The following is a 26,532-nucleotide window of genomic DNA, read 5'->3' as shown; positions in this document are numbered from 1 at the left end:
GTGCCATTCCAAGGTTAATTGCCAGACTAAAAGCAAGAGGAAATGAGCATGGCGTTTAAAACAGAAGAAGATAAAAAAGCCTATTGGCGAGACAATCTCTCGTTAATGTTAAAACTGCTGATTGTATGGTTTGTTGTATCGTTTGGATTCGGCATTCTGCTAGTAGATGTACTAAATGAAGTGAGATTTTTCGGCTTCAAACTTGGATTCTGGTTCGCACAGCAAGGTGCAATTTACGTATTTGTGGCGTTGATTTTTGTCTACGTTCGTCAAATGAATGTTCTAGATAAACGCTACGGCGTAGACGAAGAGTAGGAGAACTCAAATGGACGTACAAATTTTAACTTTTATTATAGTCGGTGCTTCATTTTTACTTTATATCGGTATCGCAGTTTGGGCCAGAGCGGGTTCAACCAATGAGTTTTATGTGGCTGGAGGCGGGGTGCATCCCATTGCCAACGGCATGGCGACAGCTGCCGATTGGATGTCAGCTGCTTCGTTTATTTCCATGGCGGGATTAATCTCGTTTATGGGCTACGATGGTGCAGTTTACCTATTAGGATGGACAGGCGGATATGTATTACTTGCCCTTTGTCTTGCGCCATATTTACGCAAGTTCGGTAAGTTTACGGTGCCAGACTTTATTGGTGATAGGTATTACTCACAGACAGCGAGAACCGTAGCCGTAATCTGTGCCATCTTTGTTTGTTTCACCTATGTAGCTGGACAAATGCGGGGCGTAGGAGTGGTATTCAGTCGCTTCCTTGAAGTGGATATTGTTTCTGGTGTCGTTATTGGTATGGCAATCGTTTTCTTCTATACCGTTTTGGGCGGAATGAAAGGTATTACCTACACTCAAGTCGCTCAATATTGTGTACTTATTTTCGCGTATCTTGTGCCTACCATCTTTATTTCAATGATAGTAACTGGTCATATTTTACCGCAAACCGGATTTGGAGCGACACTCGCTGATGGTTCGGGGGTGTATATGCTAGACAAACTCGATGGACTTTCCTTGGAGTTAGGGTTTAACGAATACACGACGGGTAACAAAAGTATGATCGATGTGTTTTGTATTACTGCCGCCTTGATGGTTGGTACTGCCGGTTTACCACACGTTATTGTGCGTTTCTTCACTGTGCCTAAGGTTCGTGATGCGCGTTACAGTGCAGGTTGGGCATTAGCATTTATCGCCATTTTGTATACCACTGCACCATCTTTGGCTTCTTTTGGACGGGTCAACATGATCGAAACCATTAATGGTACCGATCAAATGGGCACCAATTACAGTGAAGCGCCAAGCTGGATCACCAATTGGGAAAAAACCGGGTTGATTACTTGGGACGACAAAAACAACGATGGAAAAATGTTTTACTCTGGAGATGAACGCAATGAAATGGATGTGGACCGTGACATCATGGTGATGGCCAATCCTGAAATTGCAAACTTACCAGCATGGGTAATTGCTTTGGTCGCCGCCGGTGGTGTTGCCGCAGCGCTTTCGACTTCAGCTGGACTGCTATTGGTAATCTCTACCTCAGTTTCCCATGATTTATTGAAACGAAACTTGATGCCGGATATAACCGATAGGAAAGAACTGTTTTATGCACGTTTAGCAGCAGGGGTCGCCATATGTATTGCTGGTTACTTCGGGATTAATCCCCCCGGGTTTGTGGCACAGGTGGTTGCCTTCGCGTTCGGTCTAGCCGCGTCTTCCTTCTTCCCTGCGATTATTATGGGAATATTCATGAAGCGAATGAACGACAAAGGGGCAATTGCTGGTATGTTAGCAGGGATTACATTTACTACTGCTTACATTATCTACTTCAAGTTTGTAAATCCTGCTGCAAATGTTCCTGAAAACTGGTTATTTGAAATCTCACCTGAAGGTATCGGTACTATAGGTATGCTGGTTAACTTTGCAGTAGCATTAGTAGTGTTGAAATTCACCGGTGATTCACCAGAAGAGATTCAACAACTAGTAGAAGATATTCGTTATCCGAAAGGATCAGGGGAAGCTTCTGCTCACTAAGTGAGACGGGTAAAACTAAAAATAAATTAAGCCCGACTTCAATCGGGCTTTTTTATTTTAAATTCAACACTAAACCTAAAATAGGAGAGTCAAGTGACTAGCATTCCCCAACAATCGCTGGATTTTTTAAAAGCTTCTGCTCCTTTTGATCAACTATCAACTGAAAGGTTGATGGCGCTGGCGCGGCATATTACTGTTGCCTATTTAACGTCTGAGAATGCTGCACAAATACTGGCAGACAGGGATAACAATCTGTTCTTAATTAGTAGCGGCCAATTTACCGTTAAAGACTCCAATGAAGTTGAACAAAACCTGAGTGAAGGGGATTTCTTTGGGGTCGGTAACTTACTCAATAAATTGAATCATGCTATTGATATTAAGGTGGATAGTGCAGGTTTATTGTATTGTTTACCGGCGGCACAATTTGATAGTTTATGTAACGAAAATCCGGCAGTGGCAAAGTTCTTTGAAACCTACCATAGTGATCAGCTTTACAATGATGCTGTGGCGGATTCTAAATCTATGTGGTTGTATAAACCCATTAGCGAGGTTATCTCTGATACCGTTATCAGTAGTGACACTGATACCTCGATATTGCGTGCAACTCAACAAATGTCGGAAGCCAGCATTTCCTCATTATTAATCACCGAAGGCGATAAGCTGGTTGGAATTTTAACAGATAGAGATATAAGAAATAGAGTGGTTTCAAAGGAGGTAAGTGTTCACTTACCTGTATCTGAAGTGATGACTAAAGAGCCATTTAAGATTACCGAGAATAGAACACTTTTTGATGCTTTGTGCATGATGACAGAACACAATATTCATCACCTTCCAGTCATTGACCGAATAACCCACACTCCTCTGGGAATGTTAACCTCCAGCGATATGATCCGTCATCAGCGGGGCAATATTCTGTTTTTAATTGATGAGTTAGCAAAAGCGAAAAACTTATATGAACTAACTCGTTTGAGTTGGCAATTGCCTCATTATTTTGCCAAACATGCTAAGCGTTTAGGTGATTTTGATGTGGCTGGGAAAGTACTTTCCCAAGCAACGGACATTATGACTCGCAAACTTTTAACTTTTTTTCAGCAACAAAATGGCAATCCACCTTTTGATTTTTGTTGGCTGGTGTATGGCTCTCAAGCTCGTGAAGATCAAAATATGGGGTCAGATCAAGATAATGGATTATTGTTAGAACGACGTCCCAATCAACAGGAGGATGAGTATTTCGCGCAGATGTCACAGTATGTGTGTGAAGGTTTAGGAAAATGTGGCATAAAATTGTGCGATGGTAACATTATGGCGTCAAACCCTGAGCTGCGGCTTAGCGTCGAAGACGCCATTAACGAGTCAGAAAAGTGGGTCAAAGAACCTACTTTAGACGCTATTTTACATTTTAATATCTTTTTAGATGTGCGCGCTGTTGCTGGTAATAAGGACTTGTTTACCGCGTTACAAGCCGCCCGGAAGCCGCTATTGAAACAGCCTTTATTTCTCTCTGCTTTGGCTCGCCAAGCGGCAGACGTTGCCGTTCCTTTATCTGTATTTCAAAAGTTTGTGTTTCAAAAGGGTCATCAACCGGAAGATTGCATCGACTTAAAAGTAAACGCCATTGCGATTATTAATAATTTGGTGCGGATCTATGCGTTAGCAAAAGGCTTGGAAATGCCATCAACCATAGGGCGTTTGGATAATTTAAAAGAGGAGTCCCAATTGACTGAAAGTGATGGCAATGATTTACGGGATATTTGGTTGTTTCTAAACCGATTACGTTGGCGTCATCAATTACAAAATAGTGTGACAAATAACTATGTATCCATTAGCGACTTATCTTCCATACAACGCCACCAATTAAAAGCAGCGTTTAAAACCATTAAACGCAGTCAGCAAGGTGTTTCCATGAAGTTTGCGGGTGGTTAAATACGGTCTATGGAATGGTTAGCGTTAGGTTATTAATTAAAAAATGCGATAAAACACAAATGTCGACTAAATAGGATTAGCATTCGATGTGGCAAACACTGAAAAATTGGTTTTTACCTAAATTTACTATTCCAGCGCATTTTCGTCATCTGCCTTGGCAGCAAATTCCGTTTTTAGCCATTGATCTCGAGCTAACGTCACTGGATGCAAAAGAGTCTAATATTCTATCTATAGGTTGGGTTGAAGGTAAGCAAAGTTCCATCGCTTTGGCGAGCTGTTATTACCAGGTTATAGCCACCAAAGCCTCATTAAACCAAAGCCCAGTGATCCATGGCTTATTGGATGAACACATTGCTCAAGGAGAGCCGGTAAAAGTCGCATTGGAGAAATTACGCCACTATGCAGAGTCACATGTTTGGGTGTTTCACAATACCAATTTAGATATGTCAGTACTTAATAAAGTGTTTTTGAAATTAGGCATGCCCTTAGAGGATATTGTGACTCTAGATACCTTGCAGTTAGCGCTTTATCAAATTCGCAAATCAGAGAGTGTACCAGCGCCGAACGCGGCAACACTCACTTCTTGTCGACAGCGTCATAATTTACCTTTAGCGCCGGCTCACAACGCGCTTGATGACGCAGTCGCCACCATGGAATTGTTATTTGCGCAATTAAGTCAGTTAGATAGTAAGGGCAGGGAGCCGCTGTCGGCATTGACAGGAACAGGCGCACTAAAAGTGTTTAAAGGCACAGTAAGGCCTCAAAGAATTAACCCCTAGACTGTGTAGCATGGTCTTGAGGCCATGGGGTTCAAATGTCCCTTGCGGGGCTAAAGCACCCGCCTACAGGTAAAATTTAGTCATCATCTGTAGCATGGTCTTTAGGCCATGAAAGGCAGGGCATCTTTGCGGGGCTAAAGCACCCGCCTACAGGTAAAATTTTGTCATCACCAGTAGCATGGTCTTTAGGCCATGGAGGGCAGGACGTCTCTGCGGGGTTAAAGCACCCTCTTACAATGCTTTTTTGGTGGGCATTACGATGTTGGCAAAAATTAATCCGGCGACTAAGGACATTAAAATCAAAAATGTCTCCTGACCTATATGGTCTGCCTTTATAAAATCTTGCCCGGAGATAAATGAATTCAGACCTATGTAGGTTTTTGAACCTGGCACCAACACAATCAGACCGTGCATGGCAACTATGGTTGATGGCGCATTCATGATCCTAGAAAATAAGTTTGAAAAGACGCCTAAGGCGAAGGCTCCGACAAATGCACCTAAACCATTTTCCAAATATGCCGAGCTCCAGGTTGACGCTCCATAAGCAATAAATGTAGAAACAACAGCCCAAGGCACATGTTTCATTCGAGTACGAAATATGGCTACTAGTCCAATACTTAACAGCAGCACGCCTAGCCAGTTAACCCAAAATGGTAGGGTATCTGCAACCTGCAATTCTTGCTGGCCATAGAGCTGGTAACCTAGGGTGATACCGATAAACGCACCAAAATACAATTTAAATAATTGCATAATGGCATCCATGACCCTGGCGGTACCTGAAACCAAGTTACGGGATGATAGTTCCGCAAGGCCGATGGTTAAGGACAAACCTGGTACTAATATTATTAGCGACGATAAAATAATTAGCCAAATATTCAGTCCAGACTCAAAAAAATAATTTATGGTGCAGACAGCAAAGCCAACCGTAAAAGACGCCACTGATTCCAACATCAAGTTGACTCGCTTTGAGCGCAGTGACCAAAGTGTCCAAAAATATACAACCAATCCTAATACGCCGGACCAGAATATTTCTGGCCAACCCGCTCCCATCAGCATCGCAAAGGCACTGGTTGAAGTACCAAACGCTATTCCAGTTAAGGTTTTATTATAGGGACTTTGCATAGCATCAATTTGATCCAAACGCTTGTCTGCATCAGCTAGGCTAATTTCACCTTTTAATAATTGATAAGCCAGTTCATCGGTCAGTGATAAAGAGTTCATATCCAATTCGCCGGGTTCAATGCGGGCGGCATGGTTATATTCTTCTTCGTGTCGGTCGCTCCACAAGACAATTGACAATGACGTTGGCGTGGAAATAAAGGAAGCATTTACACCCAAATATGCGGCGATCTCACTCAAATACGCCTCAAGCCGAAACGACGGCGAGCCGTATTTGTGCAACATTTTGCCCAATTTAAGTATAAATCTGCGTATTTGAATAAATTCCGATTTGTCCACTGCTTCGCCACTTACTGTTTAGATTTTAAGAATTCTATGAAGACTTAGTTAACACAATAATTTATCTAACCCTTGCTAGATAACTGCTATTTGATTGGCGGATTGTAGAACCTTCAAAGTGTCAGCGCAATGAACATTTTTTGCACTCTTAGTATTAGAAAAACTAATGGACTGGGGCGTGGTGAATTTATCAAATTGGGATGCTCAGTAAAATCAGTAAAGCAATTCAAACGGTTTCAATTACGAGTAGTAATATTGGTTTAGTGCTAACTTCAACCAGTTGTTTTAAATTAGATTTCATACCGATTGCAGCAATTGAAACAACCAAAGCAAAGCGCGAAATATGAGAAGTAGTATCGGTGATGTCAGTGGGAACAGAAAATACGCTGTTAATAATCATCAGAACAACAAAAATAATCAGAAACCCAGGGATGCCAGGGGCTTTATTTGCCCAACGTGTTTAAACTTTAATTTTAAAACCAGTAAAACTGAAATCACCACAGGCATTAAGAAGGCGACGCGAACTAATTTTGTCAATGTGGCTAAGTCACCACTATGATCTGACACTGAATAACCCGCCCCTACTACTTGCGCGACATAATGAATTGTGGCACCTAGAAAAATTCCCGTTTGCGTCTGATCTAGATTCAGTTGAGACGCAAAGATTGGGTAGAGGATCATAGACAAAGTGGATAGGGCAGTGACCCCTATTATGGTCAATAAGGTAACGCGATCTTTATCAGCGTTAAGTTACATACTATCTAAGCTAACAAATTGAATCATAACATGTTAATTGGACTAGCACTTAGTGCTCATCAAATTCTGTTTCAATTCTTGGAGAGCGTATGAATCTGATAACTCCTACAGGTAACTCTTGCTCACCGAAGATTATTGTTATCCAGACGAGTAGCGGCTTAAAGACGACGAAAAATATGGCTAATGTCGGGTAATGTACTATGGTTATAGTAAGTTTTAGGAGTTGTGTATGAAACTGTTTTTAATCTTATGTAGCACTTTACTTTGTTTAGTTGGATGCCAAAGCACCACCAACCACATCGCTATTGAGTCTCGTCATTTACTCAACGACGACACTTTTCCTGAGTATCAAACCATCGAAATCGAAAGTGAAGAAGATATTTTTGCTTTAAACCAAGAAGCTGAAGAGTTTATCAGTGAGCAGGTTGCTGTTGTCAAAGATCCAGTTGATAGAATGGAGACCTTGGTAAGGCTTATATTTGACCGTTCAGAGTTTAATCTACTGTATATGGGCAGCGCCAACACAGTAGCAAGTGAAACCTTTCAACGTCGCGCAGCAAATTGTTTATCTATGTCTATTATGACTTATGCGTTGGCCAAAGAGGCTGGATTTTCGGTACGTTTCCAAGATGTTCAAATTCCTGAATACTGGACGCGCCGGGCGGGATATAGTTTGCTCAATGGCCACATTAACCTCATGATTATGCCCCGTGAGCCAGGAGTCATTCACTTAATCAACACCGGTATGCAAGTTGATTTTGATCCGCAAAACCCGCAGAAAAGTTTTCCTAAGCGGATAGTCACTAAACGCTCTGTTACCTCTATGTTCTACAACAATAAAGGGGCTGATGCACTACTTTCTGAGTCTTATTCTGAAGCTTACGCATACTTTAAAAAAGCGGCGCTACTGTCGCCTGACTTTGTTTCTACCTGGATTAATCTGGGCATTCTTTATCGCTTAGTTGGCGACTATGAATCGGCGGAGAACACATACAAGCATGCACTTCAGTTAGATGAAGATAATCTAACAGGTTGGGAAAATCTGGCGTTTTTATACGAAACGGTTGGGCGAAGAGATGAGGCCGAAGCGATTACCAGCAGGATCGAAAGAGTGAGAAGTGACAACCCCTTCCATCACTTTATTCAAGGCGAGCAATCTTTTGAAAATAAAGAATTTGAATTGGCGCTGCAACATTATCGAAATGCGTTGAAGTTAGATAGAAGCAAACACGAAATTTATTTTGGATTGGCAAAAGTTTATTATGAATTAGGGGATGTGCGTCGCAGTCAGTTATATCTTAAGAAAGCCAAGAATCGTGCGCGTAGTTATCAAGATCAAGACAGATACCAAGGAAAGTTGGATTTACTTAGCCGAGATGATAGTAAAAAACATTAGATTAATTGCAAGCTTGTGCTTGCTATTGCCAGTAATTGGTTACGCAGATTGCAACAAATTTGAACTTTATAACACTATTGATAGTGAGCGTTTATGGGAAGACTTTAGTTATTTAGCATCCGATGACATGCAAGGGCGTAAAAACAGTTCGTCTGGTTCATTGTTGGCTCAGGAATTCTTAATTTCTCGTTTTACAGAAATAGGCTTAAAAACACTTTCCCAAAATCAGACATTTCGCATGCCGTTTCGCTACGAAACCACTTTTTCACATATTGATGGTGTCAATATTGGCGGCTATCTTATTGGCACAACCTACCCACAGCAATATATTGTAATAACGGCACATTATGATCATCTAGGAATGCGCGGCAACAAAATTTTCAATGGTGCCGATGACAATGCATCTGGCGTTTCAGCTATGTTGGCCATAGCAGATGAAATTGCCCAGCAGGGTTCACAACACTCTATTATTTTTCTTGCCACAGACGCCGAAGAAAAAGGATTGTATGGCTCTAAAGCCTTTGTACAAAACCCACCGGTTCCCTTAGAACAAATTAAATATAATCTGAATTTAGATATGATCTCTCAGAACCAAGAAAAAAGCCGATTATATGTTTCTGGCGCACGATATTATTCTCCTTTCAAAGGGGTTGTTGCTAAAGCTATTGAAGAGGCCGGCTTGTGCTTGGTGAATCAACATAGAAGAAATCGACGGGGTTATGCAATGGCTATGGGGCCGGATTGGCGTAAAGCCAGTGATCACGCATCGTTTGGCAAAGTGGATATTCCCTATTTATTTGTTGGGGTGGGAGAACACAAGTACTATCACACGGAAAAGGATATCGTAGAAACCGTTGATCAGAACTTCTTTCAAGCTGCAGTAGAGACCAGTTTTAACATCTTAAAATTGATGGACCAATTAACGGACTAACATACCACGCTAAAAAAGCACTTAGTCTAAACAGAGTAAGTGCTTCAATTCTTGTGAGTGATGCTATGTATCCGTTTATCTATTAAGCGACTCCGAGCTCTCGCAAACGTTCTTTCAAATAGCTATCCGCGGTGTGACGTTCTGATAAAACCACATCGGGACGAGGGTGTAAAAATAGTGGCAAAGAGATACGAGATTTAGTCATATCTGCGCCCGCAGGGTTAACTACTCTGTGGGTAGTAGAAGGAAAATAACCACCAGAGGCTTCTTGCAACATGTCGCCAATATTAATGATTAGGTTGCCAAAATTACTTGGTACGTCAATCCATTCATCGCCCGTGCCTTTTACTTGCAGACCTGGCTCATTCGCGGCTGGCAAAATCGTTAACAGGTTAATGTCTTCATGTGCAGCGGCACGGATAGCATCGGCTTCTTCATTACCGGTAAGTGGTGGGTAATGTAAAATCCTAAGTAAAGTTTGCTCACTGTCTTTTATCATGTTGCTAAGTGGCTGGCTGTATCGTTCAGCGACATCAGCAGGAGAGTATTTTTCAACCCATGTAAGCAGCTCGGCAGCTAAATCCATAGCCCCTTGATAGTATGCTGCAGCTTCTTGTTTCAGGTGAGCAGGGCATTTACCCCAAGGGTAATAATGAAAATACTCTTTAATATCTTTTTTCTTAAAACCTTTAGCTGTTTCAGAAACACTGATAGGGAAAAAGCCATCTTGGGTTTCTTTATCAAACAAAAAGTTTTGTTTATCTTCGGAATCAAACCAAGCCTGCCAGTTTTGGTAAATGGAGCTTACGGATGATTGCGATATGGGATGGTTCTTTAATACGCCAAACCCTGTTTTGTGCAAGGACTCAACAAATAACTTGTCAGCCCCTGGCTTTGTATAATCTACTGCTTCTAATTTCATAATATTTCCTGTCAATTGCAGCAATACCCATAAATTGCTGCAAATTTTGTAAATGACACCGGTAAAAAACTTACCTATAAGGTGACAAAAAGACCTGCTAGCGTGGCACTCATCAGGTTAGATAAGGTTGCTGCAATGACTGCTTTTAAACCTAAACGAGCGATTTCTTTACGTCGTGTAGGAGCAAGAGCGCCTATTCCACCCATTAATATAGCAATGGAAGAAAAATTGGCGAATCCACATAATGCAAAGGTGATAATAGCTTGAGATTTAAGGGATAATTCTTCTTGATATTTAATGAAGTCTAAATAAGCAATAAATTCATTTACGACCATTTTTTGGCCAATAAAACTGCCTGCCAAATTGGCTTCGTCCCATGGCACACCTAATACCCATGCTAAGGGTTGGAATAGATATCCTAAAATCATTTGTAAACTTAGCTCACCTTGCCCGAACCAGCCGCCTATACCACCAATTAAGCCGTTTAAAATTGCAATTAAGGCGATGAATGCCAACAGCATTGCCCCAACGTTTAAAGCTAAATGTAAACCTGATGCGGCACCCGTTGCAGCGGCATCAAAAACATTTGCATAACCGTCATCTTCTTTTTGCAATTCGTCTAATTCGTTCTTATAGGTTTCTGTCTCAGGCATGATAATTTTAGCCATAAGCAAACCGCCTGGTGCGGCCATAAAACTGGCTGCTAACAAAAACTTAATATCCACACCCAATTGGGCGTAACCTACCATCACTGCACCTGCAATCGACGCCAAACCGCCAACCATAATTGCAAATAGTTCTGAACGGGTCATTTGTGGGATAAATGGTTTCACAACAAGGGGCGCTTCTGTCTGACCAACAAAAATATTGGCCGCTGCAGACATGGACTCTGGCCGACTAGTTTTTAGGAAAAACTGTAAGAAGCCACCAATTAGGCGAATTACCCACTGCATTACACCGATGTAGTACAAAACAGCTATCAAAGATGAGAAAAATACAATTGCCGGCAATACATTGAAAGCAAAAATAAATCCCATTGATTTATTACCAAGAGGACCAAATATAAAATCAATACCTGCTTGACCCATATCCAAAATCCACTGCACCCCGGCAGACATTTTAAGCAGTGCATCTTTGCCTGCAGGAACATAAAGAATCAAAGCTCCTACAATTGCTTGTATAAAAAAAGCACCGCCAACTGTTCGCCAGTTAATGCTTTTGCGGTGGGCCGATAAGCCATATGCTATGGCTATCAACACCACAATTCCAAGTAAACCGATCATGGTATTTCCTTTTTATTATTATTTTTTTAGTTGATTTTTATTCATTAAGTAATGCTTGCTGGATGTGCGATTTAATAACATCCAGAGCGATATAGTTTTCACCACCTTGGGTGACAATCACATCTGCGGTAAATCTACTTGGCGCAATAAACTGATGATACATAGGTTTCACAGTACTTTCGTATTGGTGAGCTACCGACTCTAAGGTCCTTCCCCGTTCTGCAATGTCTCGTTTTATTCTTCGTAAAAGGCAGATGTCCAACGGCGTATCTACAAAGATTTTGACATCATATAGCGGTTCCAATGCAGGACTTGCCAGCAACATTATACCTTCAACAATGATTACGGGTGCAGAATCCAAAACCTCTCTCTGTTGCAGTCGAGTGTGGGTTTTGTAACAGTAAGTCGGGTACTCGATGGATTTACCTTCTTTCAAGTCCATCAAGTGCTTAACCAACAATTCATGCTCAAATGCTTTGGGATGATCGTAGTTGTTTTTCTCACGTTCATGCATAGGCAAATGATCTTGCGCGCGATAATAATGATCTTCGCGCAAAATTTGAACAGGTCGACCTTGTTGGGCAAACTCATTGAGAAGATTTTCTGTAAACAAAGATTTACCAGAACCAGAAGCACCAGCAATTGCGATAATAAGTGGAGAAGCCATTTCGACCCTGAATCAATAAAAACTTGGCAAAAGATACCAGTCATCGCAAAAAAAGTCAGTCTGAATCAAAAAAAATTATACTAATTTGTTCAAAAATTAAGTATAAATTAACCCTAGACTAAATGGTCTGATTTGTATGTGACTGTTTAGTCTAGATTTTATTGTTTTTTACTTTAAATCGGATTGACCAGTTGGTCAAGAAAGTAAATGGAAGGTTATAACCATGTGGCTTTGGGGTTAATTTTGCAATTATATTTTATTGCTGACACCAGAGTCATAAAAGTGTAATAATTGAACTGATACAATACGCCCGATTTGAAATTAAGCATCATAGTTTCATGAAGCAGCGCTACAAGACTGTGAATGAAAACTGGATAGGCAGAAAAGAACACACACTACTTAGGAAAACACAATGTTTAAAAAAACCAAACTGAATCGTATTGCGATTGCAGTGGCTATGTCTGTTGGCATGTCAACAGCAGCAATGGCTCAAGTTACCTCTTCAGGTATGAATGGGCAAATTGTCGGGCCAAATGGCAATCCAGCTGAAGGAACAGTCATTAAAGTTACTCACGTACCTACAGGTGCCGTGAAAACAACAACTGTTAACGCAGCCGGTACTTTCAACCTTGACGGCCTTCGAGTTGGTGGTCCTTACACTATTGAAGTTGATTCAGATACATACTCTGATCAAACCATCAATGATGTTTACTTGAACTTGGGTGAAACAGCATCAATTTACCGTGAGTTAGCTTCTACTGAAAGCGTTGAGCGTATTGCAGTAACGGCTTCTCAAGTTAGCAGTTTATCTTTTGGTAAAATTGGCCCAGGCGCTAACTTTGACCTTTCTACTTTAGAAAATGCACCAGCCATAAACCGTGATATTACTGACATTGTTCGTATCGACCCTCGTATATATGTAGATGAAGGCGGTAGCGGTGGAATTCAATGTGTCGGTAAAAGCCCTCGCTTCAACAGCTTGACTGTTGATGGTGTTCGCATGAATGACTTGTTTGGTCTTAATTCTAATGGTTATCCAACTGAAAGAATGCCTTTCTCTTACGACGCCATTGAAGGTGTTGCAGTTGAAATCGCACCTTTTGACGTAATCTATGGTGGTTTCTCAGCGTGTAACATTAGTGCAGTAAGTAAAACAGGTACTAACGAAGTTCACGGTACCGCTTTCTACGACTACGGAAGTGATGACTTTAGAGGCGACTCTTTAGAAGGTGAAGACGTTAATATCGGTGATTACTCTGAAAAACGTTACGGTTTCAGTATCGGTGCTCCTCTAATCAAAGATAAATTATTTATCTTTGCTGCTTATGAGAAATTAGAAGGCGCTAACTTATTCGACCGTGGTGTTATTGATTCAGGCGCTATCAACGAAGTTGCGCTGACACAAACTCAGTTAGATGAAATTATCCGTATTTCTAACGAGTTATATCAATTTGACCCAGGTACTACTCCTTCAAGTCTTGCAAATGAAGATGAAAAAATTCTTATTAAACTAGACTGGAATATTAACGAGCAGCACCGTGCTTCATTCACATACAATTACAATGATGGTAACAACTACTCTGAGTCTGATGGTGATTCTGATGAATTTGAACTTTCAAGTCACTTGTATGAGCGTGGCGCTGAAATGACATCTTACTCAGGTGTGCTTTATTCAGATTGGACAGATAACTTCACCACTGAAGTACGTGTTTCTTACACAGATTTAGACAATCGTCAAAATTCACTTACCGGTGATGGAACCCTTTATGGAAACGATTTCGGTGAAGTTAAACTTTACTTAGATGACGTAACTGTTTACCTAGGTTCAGATGATAGTCGCCAAGCCAATGATTTGGACTGGGATGCATTAAGTCTAATGTTCCGCGGTAACTATTACTTCGATAATGGTCATACACTAACCTTCGGTTACGAAAGCGACAAGCTAGACGTATTTAACGTTTTCATTCAACATGCTGAAACGTCACTTTCATTTGATAGCATCGAAGACTTCGAAAACGGTTTCGCAAGTGATGTTGAATATGGTGGTGCTTTCTCTGGTAACTTAGACGACCGCGCTGCTAGCTGGGGTTATACGGCTCACAGTACTTATATCCAAGACGAGTTTTATTTAACTGATGATTTGAAAGTCGTTGCTGGTTTACGCTACGACTGGATCACTTCATCTGATTATCCTGAAGAGAATGCAGATTTTCTTGCGCAAAATGGTTACAGTAATTCTGCCAACCTAGACGGTGTTAGCTTGCTTCAACCTCGTATCGGTCTTAACTATACGTTAAATGACAGCACTGAAATCCGTGGTGGTATTGGCTTGTTCTCTGGTGGTAACCCTAACGTATGGATGTCAAATAACTACTCTGGTACTAACGTAGCTGGTGGTGAAGTTGACGGCGGTGACTTCGGTTATGACGATGGTTCACGCAGCTTGTTCGACGACGATGTTGTTTGGACAAATGTAGAAGATGGTGCTCCAGTAGGTCCTGGTTACGGTGTTCCGTCTGAACTAGATGCCTTGATGGATAGCGGCGTTGCTTCTAACTTTGAGTCTAACAACCTAGACCCTGATTTTGACATGCCTAGTGAGTGGAAATTATCTGCTGGTGTGACTCACGTAACTGAATCTGATTACATTTTAAATGCAGACTTGTTAGTGTCGTTTACCCAAGATCAAGCAATGATCAAATACGTAGGTATTGAAGAAGTTGGTTTCACTGATGAAGGGTATATTGATTACGACCGCAATGGTTATGGTTCACTTGAACTAACTAACTCTGGTGAAGTATCAACCTCTTACTCATTAACTACCACACTTCAAAAGTCGTGGGACAACGGTATACGTTTGGTAGCGGGTTACTCTTATAACCATGCTGAAGATGTACAACCAATGACTAGCTCGGTTGCATTCTCTAACTACCAATACAGAGCGTTCACTAATCCTAATGAAGACGTTTCTTCGTTATCAGATTGGAACATTGAACACCGTCTTACTGCAGACTTTAGTTATGTTGTTGAGATAATCCCAGGATTGGATACTCGCTTCAATATGTATGCATTGACTCAGTCTGGTCGTCCTTATAGCTTTGCCCGTACAGATGGTAATAGCATATTTGGATATACTCCTTACCTAGATAGCGACAGTGTGTTGCCAATCGGTGTTGAGCGTAACAGCGAAGAAAGTGGCTGGTGGACTAAGGTAGATATTGCCGTTAGACAAGAAATTCCAGCGTTCTCTGAAGATCATTCAGCATCAGTAAGTTTAACTATCGACAACTTTACTAACATGCTAAATGATGATTGGGGTATCTTAGAAGAAGTTAACTATAACACTGCGCGCTTAGGTGACACTTCACCTGAAAGTCGTCAAGGTGATGCTTCTTTATGGGAAATGCGTTTAGGTATTAGCTACAAATTCTAATTTGTAAGTTAAACCAATGTAAAAGCCGGTCTTTATGACCGGCTTTTTTGTGTTTGAAGGTAAGATATACTAATAGATTCGAGGTATTTAATATGCGGGTTGATAAAAAATGAAGTTCTTTTCGATAATCTTAGGAGTGCTAATCGCAATGCAATTAGTTAGCTGTGCTAATTCTCAACCAACAATTCGAGTGGCGACCTTTAATGTGAGTATGGAAGCGGATAATTATCGAGGGACAGAAGCGCAGCAAGACCAGCATGATCCGACTTTGTTGTTTAAGCATTTAGCCACAGGCGATAACCAACAGATAAAAAATATTGCACAGATTATTCAACGAATTCGACCTGATATTATTCTGCTAAATGAGTTTGATTACAGCAGCGATCCGTCGCTGGGTCCTGACGCTTTTATCAACAATTATTTGCAGGTTTCACAGCAAGGGCAGCGGGCTATTGATTACCCATATTTTTACTATGCTCCGGTCAACACAGGGGTTGCTAGCGGCGTTGACTTAAATAACGACGGTAAAATAGAAAATTCAGGTAATGATGCATTTGGTTATGGTCGTTATCCTGGGCAATATGGAATGTTATTACTCAGTCATTACCCTATAGATTTAGAAGGCGCACGAACGTTCCAAAAGTTCTTGTGGAAAGATATGCCGAATAATAGTTTGGCGAAAATTCAGAACGACGACGGCTCACTTTGGTATTCACCTCAAGCAACGCAAATTCTGCGATTATCGTCTAAATCCCATTGGGATATTCCCATCAAGGTAGAAGGGAAAGTGGTTCATATACTTGCAAGTCACCCAACTCCTCCGGTATTTGATGGGCCGGAAAATCGTAATGGTTTGCGAAATCATGATGAAATTCAATTTTGGAATGATTATTTAGACGCCGGTTCAAAAGCTGACTATATCTATGATGATAAGGGCAACAGAGGCGGCTTTAGTGGCGAGCGTTTTGTTATATTAGGGGATTTGAATGCATCTGCAAATGAAGGCGATGGAGAACGCACTATGATGGCTGATTTACTTGCTCATCCCCGTGTTGCTCAACACGAATTACCCAAAAGTGCAGGTGCGAAAGAGTCTACCTTGAATAACCCTAATGCCAAATATCATACCGCAAAGTGGGGCTTAACTGTTGACTATGTGCTGCCATCTAAAGCTGGCCTTTCAATACTCGACTCAGGGGTATTCTGGCCCAGTAAAAGTGAGCCAGGTAGTGAATTAGTTGAAGAACGACAAGCATCATCTGATCATCGCCTAGTGTGGCGCGAAGTTGAGTTGAAATAACCTACATATTGTAGGTTAACCCTTGCGACTATCCAGCCTGCAATTCTTTGTGCTGGGCAAAGATTGGCAAGCGTTCATCTTCACGATGGCTAACCATGAGAATGGTTGCCAACTGTTTTTTAGCAATAGTGGTAATCACATCTAGTACTAAGCGCCGATTAATTTCATCTAAACCTTGTGTGGGCTCGTCTAACACTAAAAGTGATGGGAACTTAACTAAGGCTCTGGCAATGAGTAGTAAACGCTGTTCACCAAAACTAAGCTGTTTGAAGCTACTGTTGGCCAGTGGCCTAAGACCAATCAAATCTAGCCATGCTAATGCTTGTTGTTTCTGGCTAGAAGTGACGTCTTTATACAAACCAATAGAGTCCATGAATCCTGACAGTACCACGGTTAATGCATTGCAGCTTACTCGATACGAACGGTGGATATCAGGGGAAACTATCCCTAGGTGTTTTTTGATATCCCAGATGGTTTCACCGGTACCGCGCCTATAGCCCATAACAATGACATCATTGCTGAAACATTGTGGACAGTCACCGGTAACCAATTGCAGTAATGTTGATTTTCCGGATCCATTGGGTCCGGTAATGATTGTGTGCTGGAACGTATCAATACTTAAATTGGCGGCTTTGAGTGCATGATTTTCGGTATAAATAACATTTGCGTTATTGATGCGCACTAGCGGTTTTTTATTGTGGCTATGTTTATCGGATATCATCCGCTCAAGTAATGATTTATCTAGTGCATCAAAAGCAAATATGGTGTCGATAGTGGCTTGCGCATCACTTACTGATAATCCACTCAAATCATGCAAACTATTATTTTCTACCAGCGCGAATGTTGTGATCCAGTCTGGGATGTCTTGACGATTACTGAGTAATATAATCAAGGTGATATCTTGGTGTTTTAGCTGACTTAACACCTGACTTAATTGCGCCCTTGATGATGGATCTAAATCATCAAATGGGTTATCCAAAATAATATAGGTAGCGCCAGATAATATCGCTTTTAAGATTAACAGCTTGCGCGACTCGCCAGTACTGAGCTGTCGAAAACCGGTATCAAGGCGATGTTCTAAGTGGAAGCTGGCAATAAATGGGTGGTCAAGTTTGTCTTGGGGTAAAAAGTCTTTTGCCGGAGTGCCAAAATCAATTTCATCGGTGATATCGGTTTCATCAATCTTTAATTCGTTTTCATATACGGCCTGCAAGGTTTCAAAAGACACCAGTGCAACTAAATCCCTTGCGGGTAAATTTAAGCTGCTGTATTCGGCATTATTTAATTTTCCTAACAGAAGTTGGTCGACAAATTGTTTCCCTGAACCATTTTTGCCTAACACCGCTACGGCGCTATGTTTACAAATTCGCCAAGATTTTACGGCTAATTTAGGATGATGAAAATGCTCGATAGTTATCATTGCTAAACAACTCACAATTATACGAAAGGATCTCTAAAGGGTAATGTCACGTTTTAATTTATAGTTGAAACGGGTAGCTGCCTATTTGTTAGAGTGAAAATCGTTAAACATTCTCAAATAGGGCTTCAACTTTTTTACGGGTTTCTTCAATATTGCTGATGTCAGCAGGTGCGATAAAAATCGTATCGTCTCCAGCAATAGTGCCTAGTACGCCGTCTTTTTGGCTAAGAGAATCGAGTAAGCGGGCAATTAGTTGCGCGGCCCCTGGACTGGTACGAATGATTACCATGACATTGTTGTGCACAATATCTAATACTAATTGACGCAATGGGCTTTTTGCCGTGGGCATTCCCATCTCTGGTGGCAAACAGTAAACCATGTCACCGCGCGCATTGCGGGTGCGTACCGCGCCAAATTTACTTAGCATACGGGAAACCTTGGATTGACTAATACTGCCAAAGCCTTGTTCCGTTAGTGCATCAACAATTTCACCTTGAGAGCCAAAGCTTTCCGTTTTTAAAATATCTTTAAATGCTTTGACCAATTCTTCTTGTTTTGTATTAGACATGCCACCCTCGCTATTAACTGCTATAGTTTGACACAATCTAAACAGGGTAGGTAGCCTTGTTTACAAGCAGCAAAATACTTTGCATTAATATCATATAGTTAAAGTGTCTGTTTTGAGTTACTACTAAGTATTGAATTCGTAGCATCTAACCCATATATTCTGTTAAGCCTTAAAAACTAACTGAATGTTAGGCTAAAAGAGTTATATTGCAAAACAGATAGTGAACATTCACCACAATAAATTGTTTTTTCATGCGGCTTACTCTATGGTTTGCCGTCAATTTAATAGTCCCACAGGAGACAACTATGAAAGTAGCGGTATTAGGTGCTGCAGGCGGTATCGGTCAGGCCCTTTCTCTTTTATTGAAAACCCAGTTACCAGCTGGTTCCGAGTTAGCTTTATATGATGTTGCACCTGTTGTGCCAGGAGTGGCAGTTGATTTGAGCCACATCCCTACAGACGTAAAAGTTGAAGGTTTTGGTAAAGATGATTTAGCAACTGCGTTACAAGGTTGTGATATTGTTTTGATCCCAGCAGGGGTACCTCGTAAACCAGGTATGGATCGTTCTGATTTGTTCAATATCAATGCGGGTATCGTTAAGAACCTAGTTGAAGGTATTGCGGATAACTGTCCTGATGCATGTACATGTATTATTACCAACCCAGTTAACACTACTGTTGCGATTGCTGCAGAAACGTTAAAAGCTAAGGGTGTTTACAACAAAAACAAATTGTTCGGTGTAACTACTCTTGATGTTATCCGTTCTGAAACTTTTGTAGCTGAATTGAAAGGTTTGAGCTCTACTAGTGTGCACGTTCCAGTTATTGGTGGTCACTCTGGTACAACTATTTTACCTCTACTTTCACAAGTTGAAGGTGTGACATTTAGCGATGATGAAATAGCAAGTTTAACTACTCGCATTCAAAACGCTGGTACTGAAGTTGTTGAAGCAAAAGCCGGTGGCGGATCTGCTACTTTGTCAATGGGTCAAGCTGCGGCAAGATTCTGTTTGTCTCTAGTAGCTGCTATGAAAGGCGACAACGTGGTTGAATATACTTATGTTGAAACCAACTCAGACGACGCAGTATTCTTCTCTCACCCTGTAAGACTAGGTCCTAACGGTGTAGAAGAAATTCTACCCTACGGTGAGTTGAGTGAATTTGAACAAAACGCAAAAGATTCAATGCTTGACGGTTTGCGTGGCGATATTGAGTTAGGTGTTAAATTCGTAAAAGGTTAAGCATTTAACCTATTACCGAACCTAACAAAAAGCCCCTTGTAGTTAACTACAAGGGGCTTTTTTATGCAGGCTAGTTCAGCCAGAATTAACCTGTATTACGCATGCCCACAGCAATACCTGCGATGGTTACCATCATTGCTCTTTCCAATAACGCATCGTGTTGACTGTCATCTAATTTTCTTATTCTAGATAACAATTCAATTTGCAAGAAGTGCAAAGGTTGCAAGTAACCCGCTCTAATACTCATGGATTCTTTTCCTCGCGGATCCGTTTCCATTACAGTCTCTTGGCCTAATAATTTGAGCAAAGATTCAATGCTTTCATCTAGCTCGGTTCTCAATGCTTCACCAAAATACTGCAATTCAGCCGGTACAAGACGATCATCATATTCTTTGCTTATTCTGGTGTCTGCTTTATTAAACACCATATCAAGCATCGATAAGCGCGAGTGGAAGAAGGGCCAGTTTTCCAACATGTCATCTATGGTTTGTTGTTGACCTGATTGATAGTAATCAGTCACAGCTTTCATAGACCCTAACCAAGACGGCAATACTAAGCGAGTTTGCGCCCAGGCAAAGATCCATGGGATGGCTCTAAGGCTTTCAATACCGCCAGTGGGTTTGCGTTTCGCGGGGCGACTTCCTAGGGGCAATTTTCCAAGTTCTTGCTCTGGGGTTGCCACTCTGAAATAAGGGACAAAGTTTTCATCATGACGAACTATCTTGCGATAGTTATCACGGCCTTCGTTGGCCATGGACGTGATGGCTTCTCGCCACTCTTGTTTAGGTTTAGGGGGCGGAAACAAAATTGCTTCTAGAATCGCGCTTGCATATAAACCTAAGCTTCCTTTAGCAAGCTCTGGCATACCAAATTTATAGCGTATTGTTTCACCCTGTTCAGTGACCCTGAAACCACCAGTAAGTGAACCTGGAGGTTGTGAGTGGATGGCAGCATGAGCAGGTAACCCGCCTCGGCCAATTGTACCACCACGACCATGGAACAAGGTTAACTTGGTATCAAATTCATCTGCGAGTTTCACTAAGGCTTCTTGAGACTCATATTGTGCCCAACCAGCGGCTAAAGCCCCTGCATCTTTCGCCGAATCTGAATAACCTATCATGACATACTGAGTGCCTTGAATGTAGCCGCGATACCAATCAATACTGAGTAATTGGGTCATGACCGATGCGGCGTTATTTAAGTCATCCAATGTTTCAAATAACGGGGCAACAGGCATAGGCCAATCCACACCCGTATCTTTAAGTAAAAGCTGCACGGCAAGTACGTCAGAGGGTAAACTTGCCATTGAAATAATATAAATGCCAAAGCCTTGTCGATTGTTTTTAGCGATAATACGACAGGTATCTAATACTTCCTGGACTTCTGCTGATGGTTCCCAATTTTCTGGGATTAATGGCCGTTTTGAGCCTAATTCCTTTAATAAGAACGCTTGCTTATCTTCTTCACTCCAATGCATGTAGTCACCCATGCCGAAGTAACGTGTTAATTCACCGAATACTTGAGCGTGACGCTCTGAATCTTGTCGAATATCAAGCTTGAGTAAGTGCACACCAAAACAATGTACTCGTCGAATGGTGTCGAGTAATTTGCCATCAGCGATTACTTGCATACCGCATGCATGCAAGGATTCGTAGCAAACTAACAAAGGTGAAAGTAACTCATCTTGGGAGGTAACCCAATTACTGTCATCTACTTGGTGACCAGCTAAGAAGTCTTCGATACCTTCTTGAGTTTTAGCGAGCCTATGATAAAGAGGGCGTAGTAAGGCTCGATAGGGTTCTAGCTTATCTTCACCGACAATATCTTTTAAGGCTTGATTACAATCACCCATAGACAGTTCTACTTGCAGACCGTCAATATCTTTAGCAAAGAGTTTAGCCGCCCGTTTTCTGGCTAATAATAAAACTTCTTGGGTAATTTTTGATGTAACGTTAGGGTTACCATCGCGATCACCCCCCATCCATGAACTAAATTGCACCGGTGATGCATCAATGGGTAAAGAAATACCGAATTTGTTGTTTACTTTTTTATCTAAAGTACGGATAAAGGCAGGAACGGCATCCCATAATGAGTTTTCGATGACCGAGAACCCCCAGCGAGCTTCATCCACTGGAGTCGGGCGCACAGAACGTATTTCTTCAGTATGCCAAGCTTGACTAATTAGGTCGGCAATGCGGGTTTCTATTTCGCCACGTTCGTCGTCTGAAAGCATGCTTTGATGCATTTCACGTAAGCAACGAGCCAGTTCACCGTGTTTATGAATTAAGGTACGACGGGTCACTTCTGTTGGGTGAGCGGTAAGTACTAAGTCAATTTTAAGCTGCTCGAAAGCATCCGCAAAATCTTTCTGATCGATTTTAGCGTCATCTAAATGTTCAAATAACTTTTCCACAGGGTCATCTGTTATGGAAATGCTATTGAATTCCTGTTCGGCAATATTGGCTAAATTTAGGAATTGTGAAAATGCTCTTCCTACTGTCAGAAGATCTTCATTGTTAAGTTCAGCAAATAGATCTTTTAACTGCTGAGTTGAATCGGTATCGCCTAAGTGAGACTTACGTCCTCCGATACGCACTGACTCTATTCGTTCAAGCCACTCTTCACCAAGCTGAGCTTTAATTGTGTCTCCGAGAGTCGAACCTAGAAATCGTACTGATTCCTTTAATTGAACTGCTAGTTGCTCTTTCACATATCCTCCAAACTGAATATACAAATTAGAATTTATTATTTATTAAATATGTTTTAGTTCGGGTACAAAGTTAAAACTTTCTTATATATTTAGGCCGTTTGAATAAGTTTTTATGGTTATTTTGATGCTTATTTTACGACTTTTATTATTTTACTCTTTTTGTATCTAACCAATTAGTTTTTGGGGTACAAGGCAACACCTTAATTATGTTATCATCGCCGTTTTATCTTTTCCCAATCAAAACAGGATATAACGTGACAGAAAAATATAACAGTGTTGAGCTTCAAGCAAGTTATGGTATTGGTTACCAAATGGGCGAACAATTGGCTTCTAATCCATTTGAAGGTCTTGACATCGAAGCAGTTAAAACTGGCTTAGAAGACGCTTTTGCTAAACAAGCCCCCCAAGTTGACAATCAGACCTTGGGTGCTGCATTCAACGAAATTCACCAACGCATGCAAGCTGCTAAAGCTGAACAGCATAAAGGTGCTATCGAAGAAGGTGCCGCATACTTAGCTGAAAATGCTAAGCGTGCAGAAATTACGGTCACTCCTTCAGGCTTACAATATGAAGTATTGACTGCCGGTGAAGGTGAAAAACCTGCTGCGACTTCTAAAGTACGTACACATTACCACGGTACTTTAATTAACGGTAATGTATTTGATAGTTCATACGAGCGTGGAGAACCTGCTGAGTTCCCAGTAAACGGAGTTATCAAAGGATGGACAGAAGCATTACAAATGATGCCTGTTGGTTCTAAATGGCGTCTACACGTACCACACGACTTAGCTTATGGTGAGCAAGGTGCAGGTGGTGCAATTGGTCCTTTCAGTACGTTAGTATTTGATGTGGAACTATTAGATATCGTTGCTTAGTAATAGCAAATATCCATTGAAAAGGTCGGATTTTTCCGGCCTTTTTTTGTGTCTTTTAACAAACCATTAAAAGACCTGTACTGGCTTAGCTGCTAAAATGTGCGATCAAACAACTAAATTAATAAAATAACAAACTTGGGGTAGTAAATGATTGACCTGATAACCAACCGTGACAGTAACGTCAAAAATGACGTGCTATCAGGAATAACTGTTGCCTTGGCATTGGTTCCTGAAGCGGTTGCCTTTGCCTTTGTCGCCGGCGTTGAGCCTATGGTGGGCCTCTATGCCGCTTTTATGATGGGCTTAATAACATCTGCAATTGGTGGTAGACCTGGAATGATTTCTGGTGCTACGGGCGCAATGGCCGTGGTCATGGTCGCGTTAGTTGCTGAGCATGATATTCAATACTTATTTGCCGCAGTCATTCTGGCCGGGATTTTGCAAATTCTCGCAGGTGTTTTCAGGTTAGGGAAATTTATACGTTTGGTGCCTTACCCAGTCATGCTGGGCTTTGTAAATGGCTTAGCAATCGTAATATTTCTTGCCCAATTAGGCCAATTCAAAGTAGTTAATGAGCTTGGCGTTCAGGAGTGGATGCAAGGCAGCATGCTGTATTGGATGTTGGGTTTAGTGGCATTAACTATGGCTATTATTTACTTTTTACCTAAGCTAACCACTGCTGTTCCGGCTTCACTTGTCGCCATTGTGACTGTTACCTTATTAGTTCATGGTTTAGATTTAGAAGCGCGCACAGTAATTGATTTTGTGAGAGGCATGTTACCTGAAGATCAAAAAGCGACGGCTACCTTAGCAGGTGAATTACCCAGCTTCACTGTGCCTATGGTGCCGTTGAACATGGAAACCCTGTATATCATTTTACCTACCTCCGTCATTTTGTGTTTGGTGGGGCTAATAGAATCACTCCTTACTTTGTCGTTAATAGATGAAATGACAGATACCCGAGGCCGTGGTAACAAAGAATGTGTTGGTCAAGGCGTTGCCAATACTGTTAATGGCTTCTTCGGTGGTATGGGGGGCTGTGCGATGATAGGTCAAAGCATGATTAACATTAACTCAGGTGGTCGTGGACGCTTATCAGGTATTACCGCTGCTTTAGTGTTACTTGGTTTTATTCTTTTTGCCGCACCGTTAATCGAAATGATCCCCTTAGCCGCATTAGTGGGTGTTATGTTTATTGTTGTAATTGGCACCTTTGAGTGGGCTTCATTCCGCATCGTGCGTGGGGTAAACAAAGAAGACGCATTTGTGTTGTTTTTGGTTACGGGTATTACCGTTGCTGCCGACTTAGCCATTGCGGTCGTTGTTGGTGTAATTGTTTCAGCGTTGGTTTTTGCCTGGAAACACGCAACTCATATTAGCGCGAAAACTCATACAGATGAAGATGGTTGGAAGGTTTACGATCTTGAAGGGCCGTTGTTCTTTGGTTCGGTTTTACATTTTAGAGATTTATTTGACCCTCAGAATGATCCGCAGGATGTAGTAATTGATTTCCGTGATTCACGAATCTGGGATTCTTCAGGTTTGGATGCCATTGATGGTTTGGCAGATAAGTACAAAGTCCAGGGTAAAAAATTGCATATTCGTCACATTAGCCCCGAATGCAGTAATTTGCTAACCAAGGCACAAGATTATGTGGAAATGAACGTGAATGAAGACCCACGTTATCGCATCGCATCTGACAAATTAGGTTAAAAAATTAATAGGGGATTTCCCTAAAGCAGTATCCTATTAGAAGGCCGGTAATTAATATCGGCCTTTTTTTATGACGACAGATTCAGTTTATTTAGCCGTGGAAGGGTGAAACCGCATCTGTGACATTGTCGCGGGGCTAAAGCGCCCGCCTACGGGGGAAATTTGTAGCTTGGTCTTTAGGCCATATCGCGGGGCTAAAGCGCCCGCCTACAGGTAAAATTTTGTCATCACCTGTAGCATGGTCTTTAGGCCATATCGCGGGGCTAAAGCACCCGCCTACAAGTGCTTCTTTGTAGCATGGTCTTTAGGCTATGGGGTTCAAATGTCCCTTGCGGGGCTAAAGCGCCCGCCTACAGGGGGAAATTTGTAGTATGGTCTTTAGGCCATATCGCGGGGCTAAAGCGCCCGCCTACAGGAGGAAATTTGTCATCACCTGTAGCATGGTCTTTAGGCCATGGGGTTCAAATGTCCCTTGCGGGGCTAATCGCCCCCTTAACAGACAAACTATTTTTGCGTCGTTAACCAAATAACTAATTCAACAAACTCATCTGGAGTCATTTTTGCGCCAAAGATTGCCTTATACTTGTCGTTCACGATAAAGGTTGGAACACTGCGTACGCCTTGGGTTAACTTATCGTTTTTGCGCACAGCGCCGCGTATGCCATAGCTATTGGCTAACTTCTTCAACTTAGCACTATCACCACCTGCTTGTGTATAAACCTGCAAAATATCATCCATGGATGCAATGCTTTTGCGCTCTTTATGAATCGCGGTAAATAGTGCTGTGTTAAATTTATCTGCTTGCCCCAGTTGTCGTGCAGCTAACATCGCTTTGGTCGCTGCAACCTGAGTCTCTTGAGTTGCGCCTCCCATAAAGTTCACATGGGCTTTGGTAAATGTCACATCACTGGGTAATTTACCTTTAAGCTCTTTTGCAATGCTTTCAAACGTAAAACAGTGTGGACACCAAAATGAAAACACTTCGCGAACCTGTTTAGTTTGGCTTGGTACCTCTTTCAACACTGTGTAGTGTTCACCTTCTTCCCATTTGGATTGTGCCATAGCAAGAGCTGGAACTGCGCATACAAATGCTATTAAAAGATTGCGCGTCAATTTGAAAATCAT

At 41.6% G+C, this 26,532-nt stretch carries 19 protein-coding genes and 1 pseudogene; 11 read left to right on the top strand and 9 right to left on the bottom strand.

Annotated elements, in window-relative coordinates; genetic code table 11:
• Positions 1-48: 48 nt before the first annotated feature.
• The 4 genes from Q4574_RS06685 to Q4574_RS06670 all read left to right on the top strand — a co-directional run bounded on the left by Q4574_RS06685 (position 49) and on the right by Q4574_RS06670 (position 4,734).
• Entirely contained in the window at positions 49-315 is a 267-nt protein-coding gene (locus tag Q4574_RS06685) for a DUF4212 domain-containing protein (RefSeq protein WP_303472810.1), read from the top strand.
• A gap of 10 nt (positions 316-325) precedes the next feature.
• A complete protein-coding gene (locus Q4574_RS06680) occupies positions 326-2,032 on the top strand; it encodes a sodium:solute symporter family protein (protein ID WP_303472808.1) in 1,707 nt (568 codons plus the stop codon).
• Between the two features lie 93 nt (positions 2,033-2,125).
• Positions 2,126-3,955 carry a putative nucleotidyltransferase substrate binding domain-containing protein gene (locus Q4574_RS06675; RefSeq protein ID WP_303472806.1) on the top strand — a complete coding sequence of 610 codons (1,830 nt, stop codon included), beginning with the start codon at positions 2,126-2,128 and terminating at the stop codon, positions 3,953-3,955.
• Positions 3,956-4,041: 86 nt separating this feature from the next.
• The gene (locus Q4574_RS06670; RefSeq protein ID WP_303472804.1) at positions 4,042-4,734 is read left to right on the top strand and encodes a 3'-5' exonuclease; all 693 of its coding nucleotides are present in this window, start codon (positions 4,042-4,044) and stop codon (positions 4,732-4,734) included.
• A 231-nt stretch (positions 4,735-4,965) separates the two neighbouring features.
• Here Q4574_RS06670 and Q4574_RS06665 read toward each other — a convergent pair whose 3' ends face one another.
• Both Q4574_RS06665 and Q4574_RS06660 read right to left on the bottom strand, forming a co-directional pair.
• A complete protein-coding gene (locus Q4574_RS06665) occupies positions 4,966-6,192 on the bottom strand; it encodes a threonine/serine exporter ThrE family protein (protein ID WP_303472802.1) in 1,227 nt (408 codons plus the stop codon).
• Positions 6,193-6,418: 226 nt separating this feature from the next.
• Positions 6,419-6,933 (bottom strand): annotated as a pseudogene (locus Q4574_RS06660) (YeiH family protein); the annotation flags it as partial.
• A 244-nt stretch (positions 6,934-7,177) separates the two neighbouring features.
• Between Q4574_RS06660 and Q4574_RS06655 the strand changes: the two are divergent.
• Together Q4574_RS06655 and Q4574_RS06650 are read left to right on the top strand one after the other, a co-directional pair.
• Positions 7,178-8,344, top strand: a complete 1,167-nt coding sequence (locus Q4574_RS06655) for a tetratricopeptide repeat protein (protein WP_303472801.1) — start codon at positions 7,178-7,180, stop codon at positions 8,342-8,344.
• Positions 8,325-9,275, top strand: a complete 951-nt coding sequence (locus Q4574_RS06650; RefSeq protein ID WP_303472799.1) for a M20/M25/M40 family metallo-hydrolase — start codon at positions 8,325-8,327, stop codon at positions 9,273-9,275. The genes Q4574_RS06655 and Q4574_RS06650 overlap by 20 nt, the downstream gene beginning before the upstream one ends.
• 82 nt (positions 9,276-9,357) lie before the next feature.
• On the opposite strand, the gene Q4574_RS06645 is transcribed toward Q4574_RS06650, so the two are convergent.
• The 3 genes from Q4574_RS06645 to udk all read right to left on the bottom strand — a co-directional run bounded on the left by Q4574_RS06645 (position 9,358) and on the right by udk (position 12,147).
• Positions 9,358-10,197 carry a 2OG-Fe(II) oxygenase family protein gene (locus Q4574_RS06645; protein WP_303472797.1) on the bottom strand — a complete coding sequence of 280 codons (840 nt, stop codon included), beginning with the start codon at positions 10,195-10,197 and terminating at the stop codon, positions 9,358-9,360.
• A 74-nt stretch (positions 10,198-10,271) separates the two neighbouring features.
• Positions 10,272-11,480 (bottom strand): NupC/NupG family nucleoside CNT transporter, encoded by a 1,209-nt coding sequence (locus tag Q4574_RS06640; RefSeq protein WP_303472795.1) that lies wholly within the window; start codon positions 11,478-11,480, stop codon positions 10,272-10,274.
• Positions 11,481-11,517: 37 nt separating this feature from the next.
• The gene (gene udk / locus Q4574_RS06635; protein WP_216047594.1) at positions 11,518-12,147 is read right to left on the bottom strand and encodes a uridine kinase; all 630 of its coding nucleotides are present in this window, start codon (positions 12,145-12,147) and stop codon (positions 11,518-11,520) included.
• Between the two features lie 412 nt (positions 12,148-12,559).
• On the opposite strand from udk, the gene Q4574_RS06630 reads away from it, so the two are divergent.
• Together Q4574_RS06630 and Q4574_RS06625 are read left to right on the top strand one after the other, a co-directional pair.
• The gene (locus Q4574_RS06630; RefSeq protein WP_216047593.1) at positions 12,560-15,580 is read left to right on the top strand and encodes a TonB-dependent receptor; all 3,021 of its coding nucleotides are present in this window, start codon (positions 12,560-12,562) and stop codon (positions 15,578-15,580) included.
• 148 nt (positions 15,581-15,728) lie between these two features.
• On the top strand, positions 15,729-16,880 hold the full coding sequence (locus Q4574_RS06625; protein WP_303472793.1) for an endonuclease/exonuclease/phosphatase family protein: 1,152 nt from the start codon (positions 15,729-15,731) through the stop codon (positions 16,878-16,880).
• Between the two features lie 28 nt (positions 16,881-16,908).
• Here the strand turns inward: Q4574_RS06625 and Q4574_RS06620 are convergent, their stop codons facing one another.
• Positions 16,909-18,300 (bottom strand): ATP-binding cassette domain-containing protein, encoded by a 1,392-nt coding sequence (locus Q4574_RS06620; protein WP_303472792.1) that lies wholly within the window; start codon positions 18,298-18,300, stop codon positions 16,909-16,911.
• A 103-nt stretch (positions 18,301-18,403) separates the two neighbouring features.
• Positions 18,404-18,868 carry a transcriptional regulator ArgR gene (gene argR, locus Q4574_RS06615; RefSeq protein ID WP_216047590.1) on the bottom strand — a complete coding sequence of 155 codons (465 nt, stop codon included), beginning with the start codon at positions 18,866-18,868 and terminating at the stop codon, positions 18,404-18,406.
• A 305-nt stretch (positions 18,869-19,173) separates the two neighbouring features.
• Here argR and mdh point away from each other — a divergent pair, with 305 nt between their 5' ends.
• A complete protein-coding gene (mdh, locus tag Q4574_RS06610; RefSeq protein ID WP_216047589.1) occupies positions 19,174-20,109 on the top strand; it encodes a malate dehydrogenase in 936 nt (311 codons plus the stop codon).
• 85 nt (positions 20,110-20,194) lie between these two features.
• Here the strand turns inward: mdh and ppc are convergent, their stop codons facing one another.
• Positions 20,195-22,819 carry a phosphoenolpyruvate carboxylase gene (ppc, locus tag Q4574_RS06605; RefSeq protein WP_303472788.1) on the bottom strand — a complete coding sequence of 875 codons (2,625 nt, stop codon included), beginning with the start codon at positions 22,817-22,819 and terminating at the stop codon, positions 20,195-20,197.
• Between the two features lie 254 nt (positions 22,820-23,073).
• Between ppc and Q4574_RS06600 the strand changes: the two genes are divergently transcribed.
• Together Q4574_RS06600 and Q4574_RS06595 are read left to right on the top strand one after the other, a co-directional pair.
• Complete coding sequence (locus tag Q4574_RS06600) at positions 23,074-23,694, top strand: FKBP-type peptidyl-prolyl cis-trans isomerase (RefSeq protein WP_303472787.1); 621 nt, start codon at positions 23,074-23,076, stop codon at positions 23,692-23,694.
• 147 nt (positions 23,695-23,841) lie between these two features.
• Positions 23,842-25,407 carry a SulP family inorganic anion transporter gene (locus Q4574_RS06595; RefSeq protein ID WP_303472785.1) on the top strand — a complete coding sequence of 522 codons (1,566 nt, stop codon included), beginning with the start codon at positions 23,842-23,844 and terminating at the stop codon, positions 25,405-25,407.
• Between the two features lie 504 nt (positions 25,408-25,911).
• On the opposite strand, the gene Q4574_RS06590 is transcribed toward Q4574_RS06595, so the two are convergent.
• Positions 25,912-26,469 (bottom strand): DsbA family protein, encoded by a 558-nt coding sequence (locus Q4574_RS06590; RefSeq protein WP_303472783.1) that lies wholly within the window; start codon positions 26,467-26,469, stop codon positions 25,912-25,914.
• Positions 26,470-26,532 lie beyond the last annotated feature (63 nt).

Source organism: Aliiglaciecola sp. 3_MG-2023 (assembly GCF_030548205.1).
GTDB lineage: Bacteria > Pseudomonadota > Gammaproteobacteria > Enterobacterales > Alteromonadaceae > Aliiglaciecola.
Note: the sequence above shows the minus strand (reverse complement) of the source record. Positions and strands in the feature narration are given on the sequence as shown.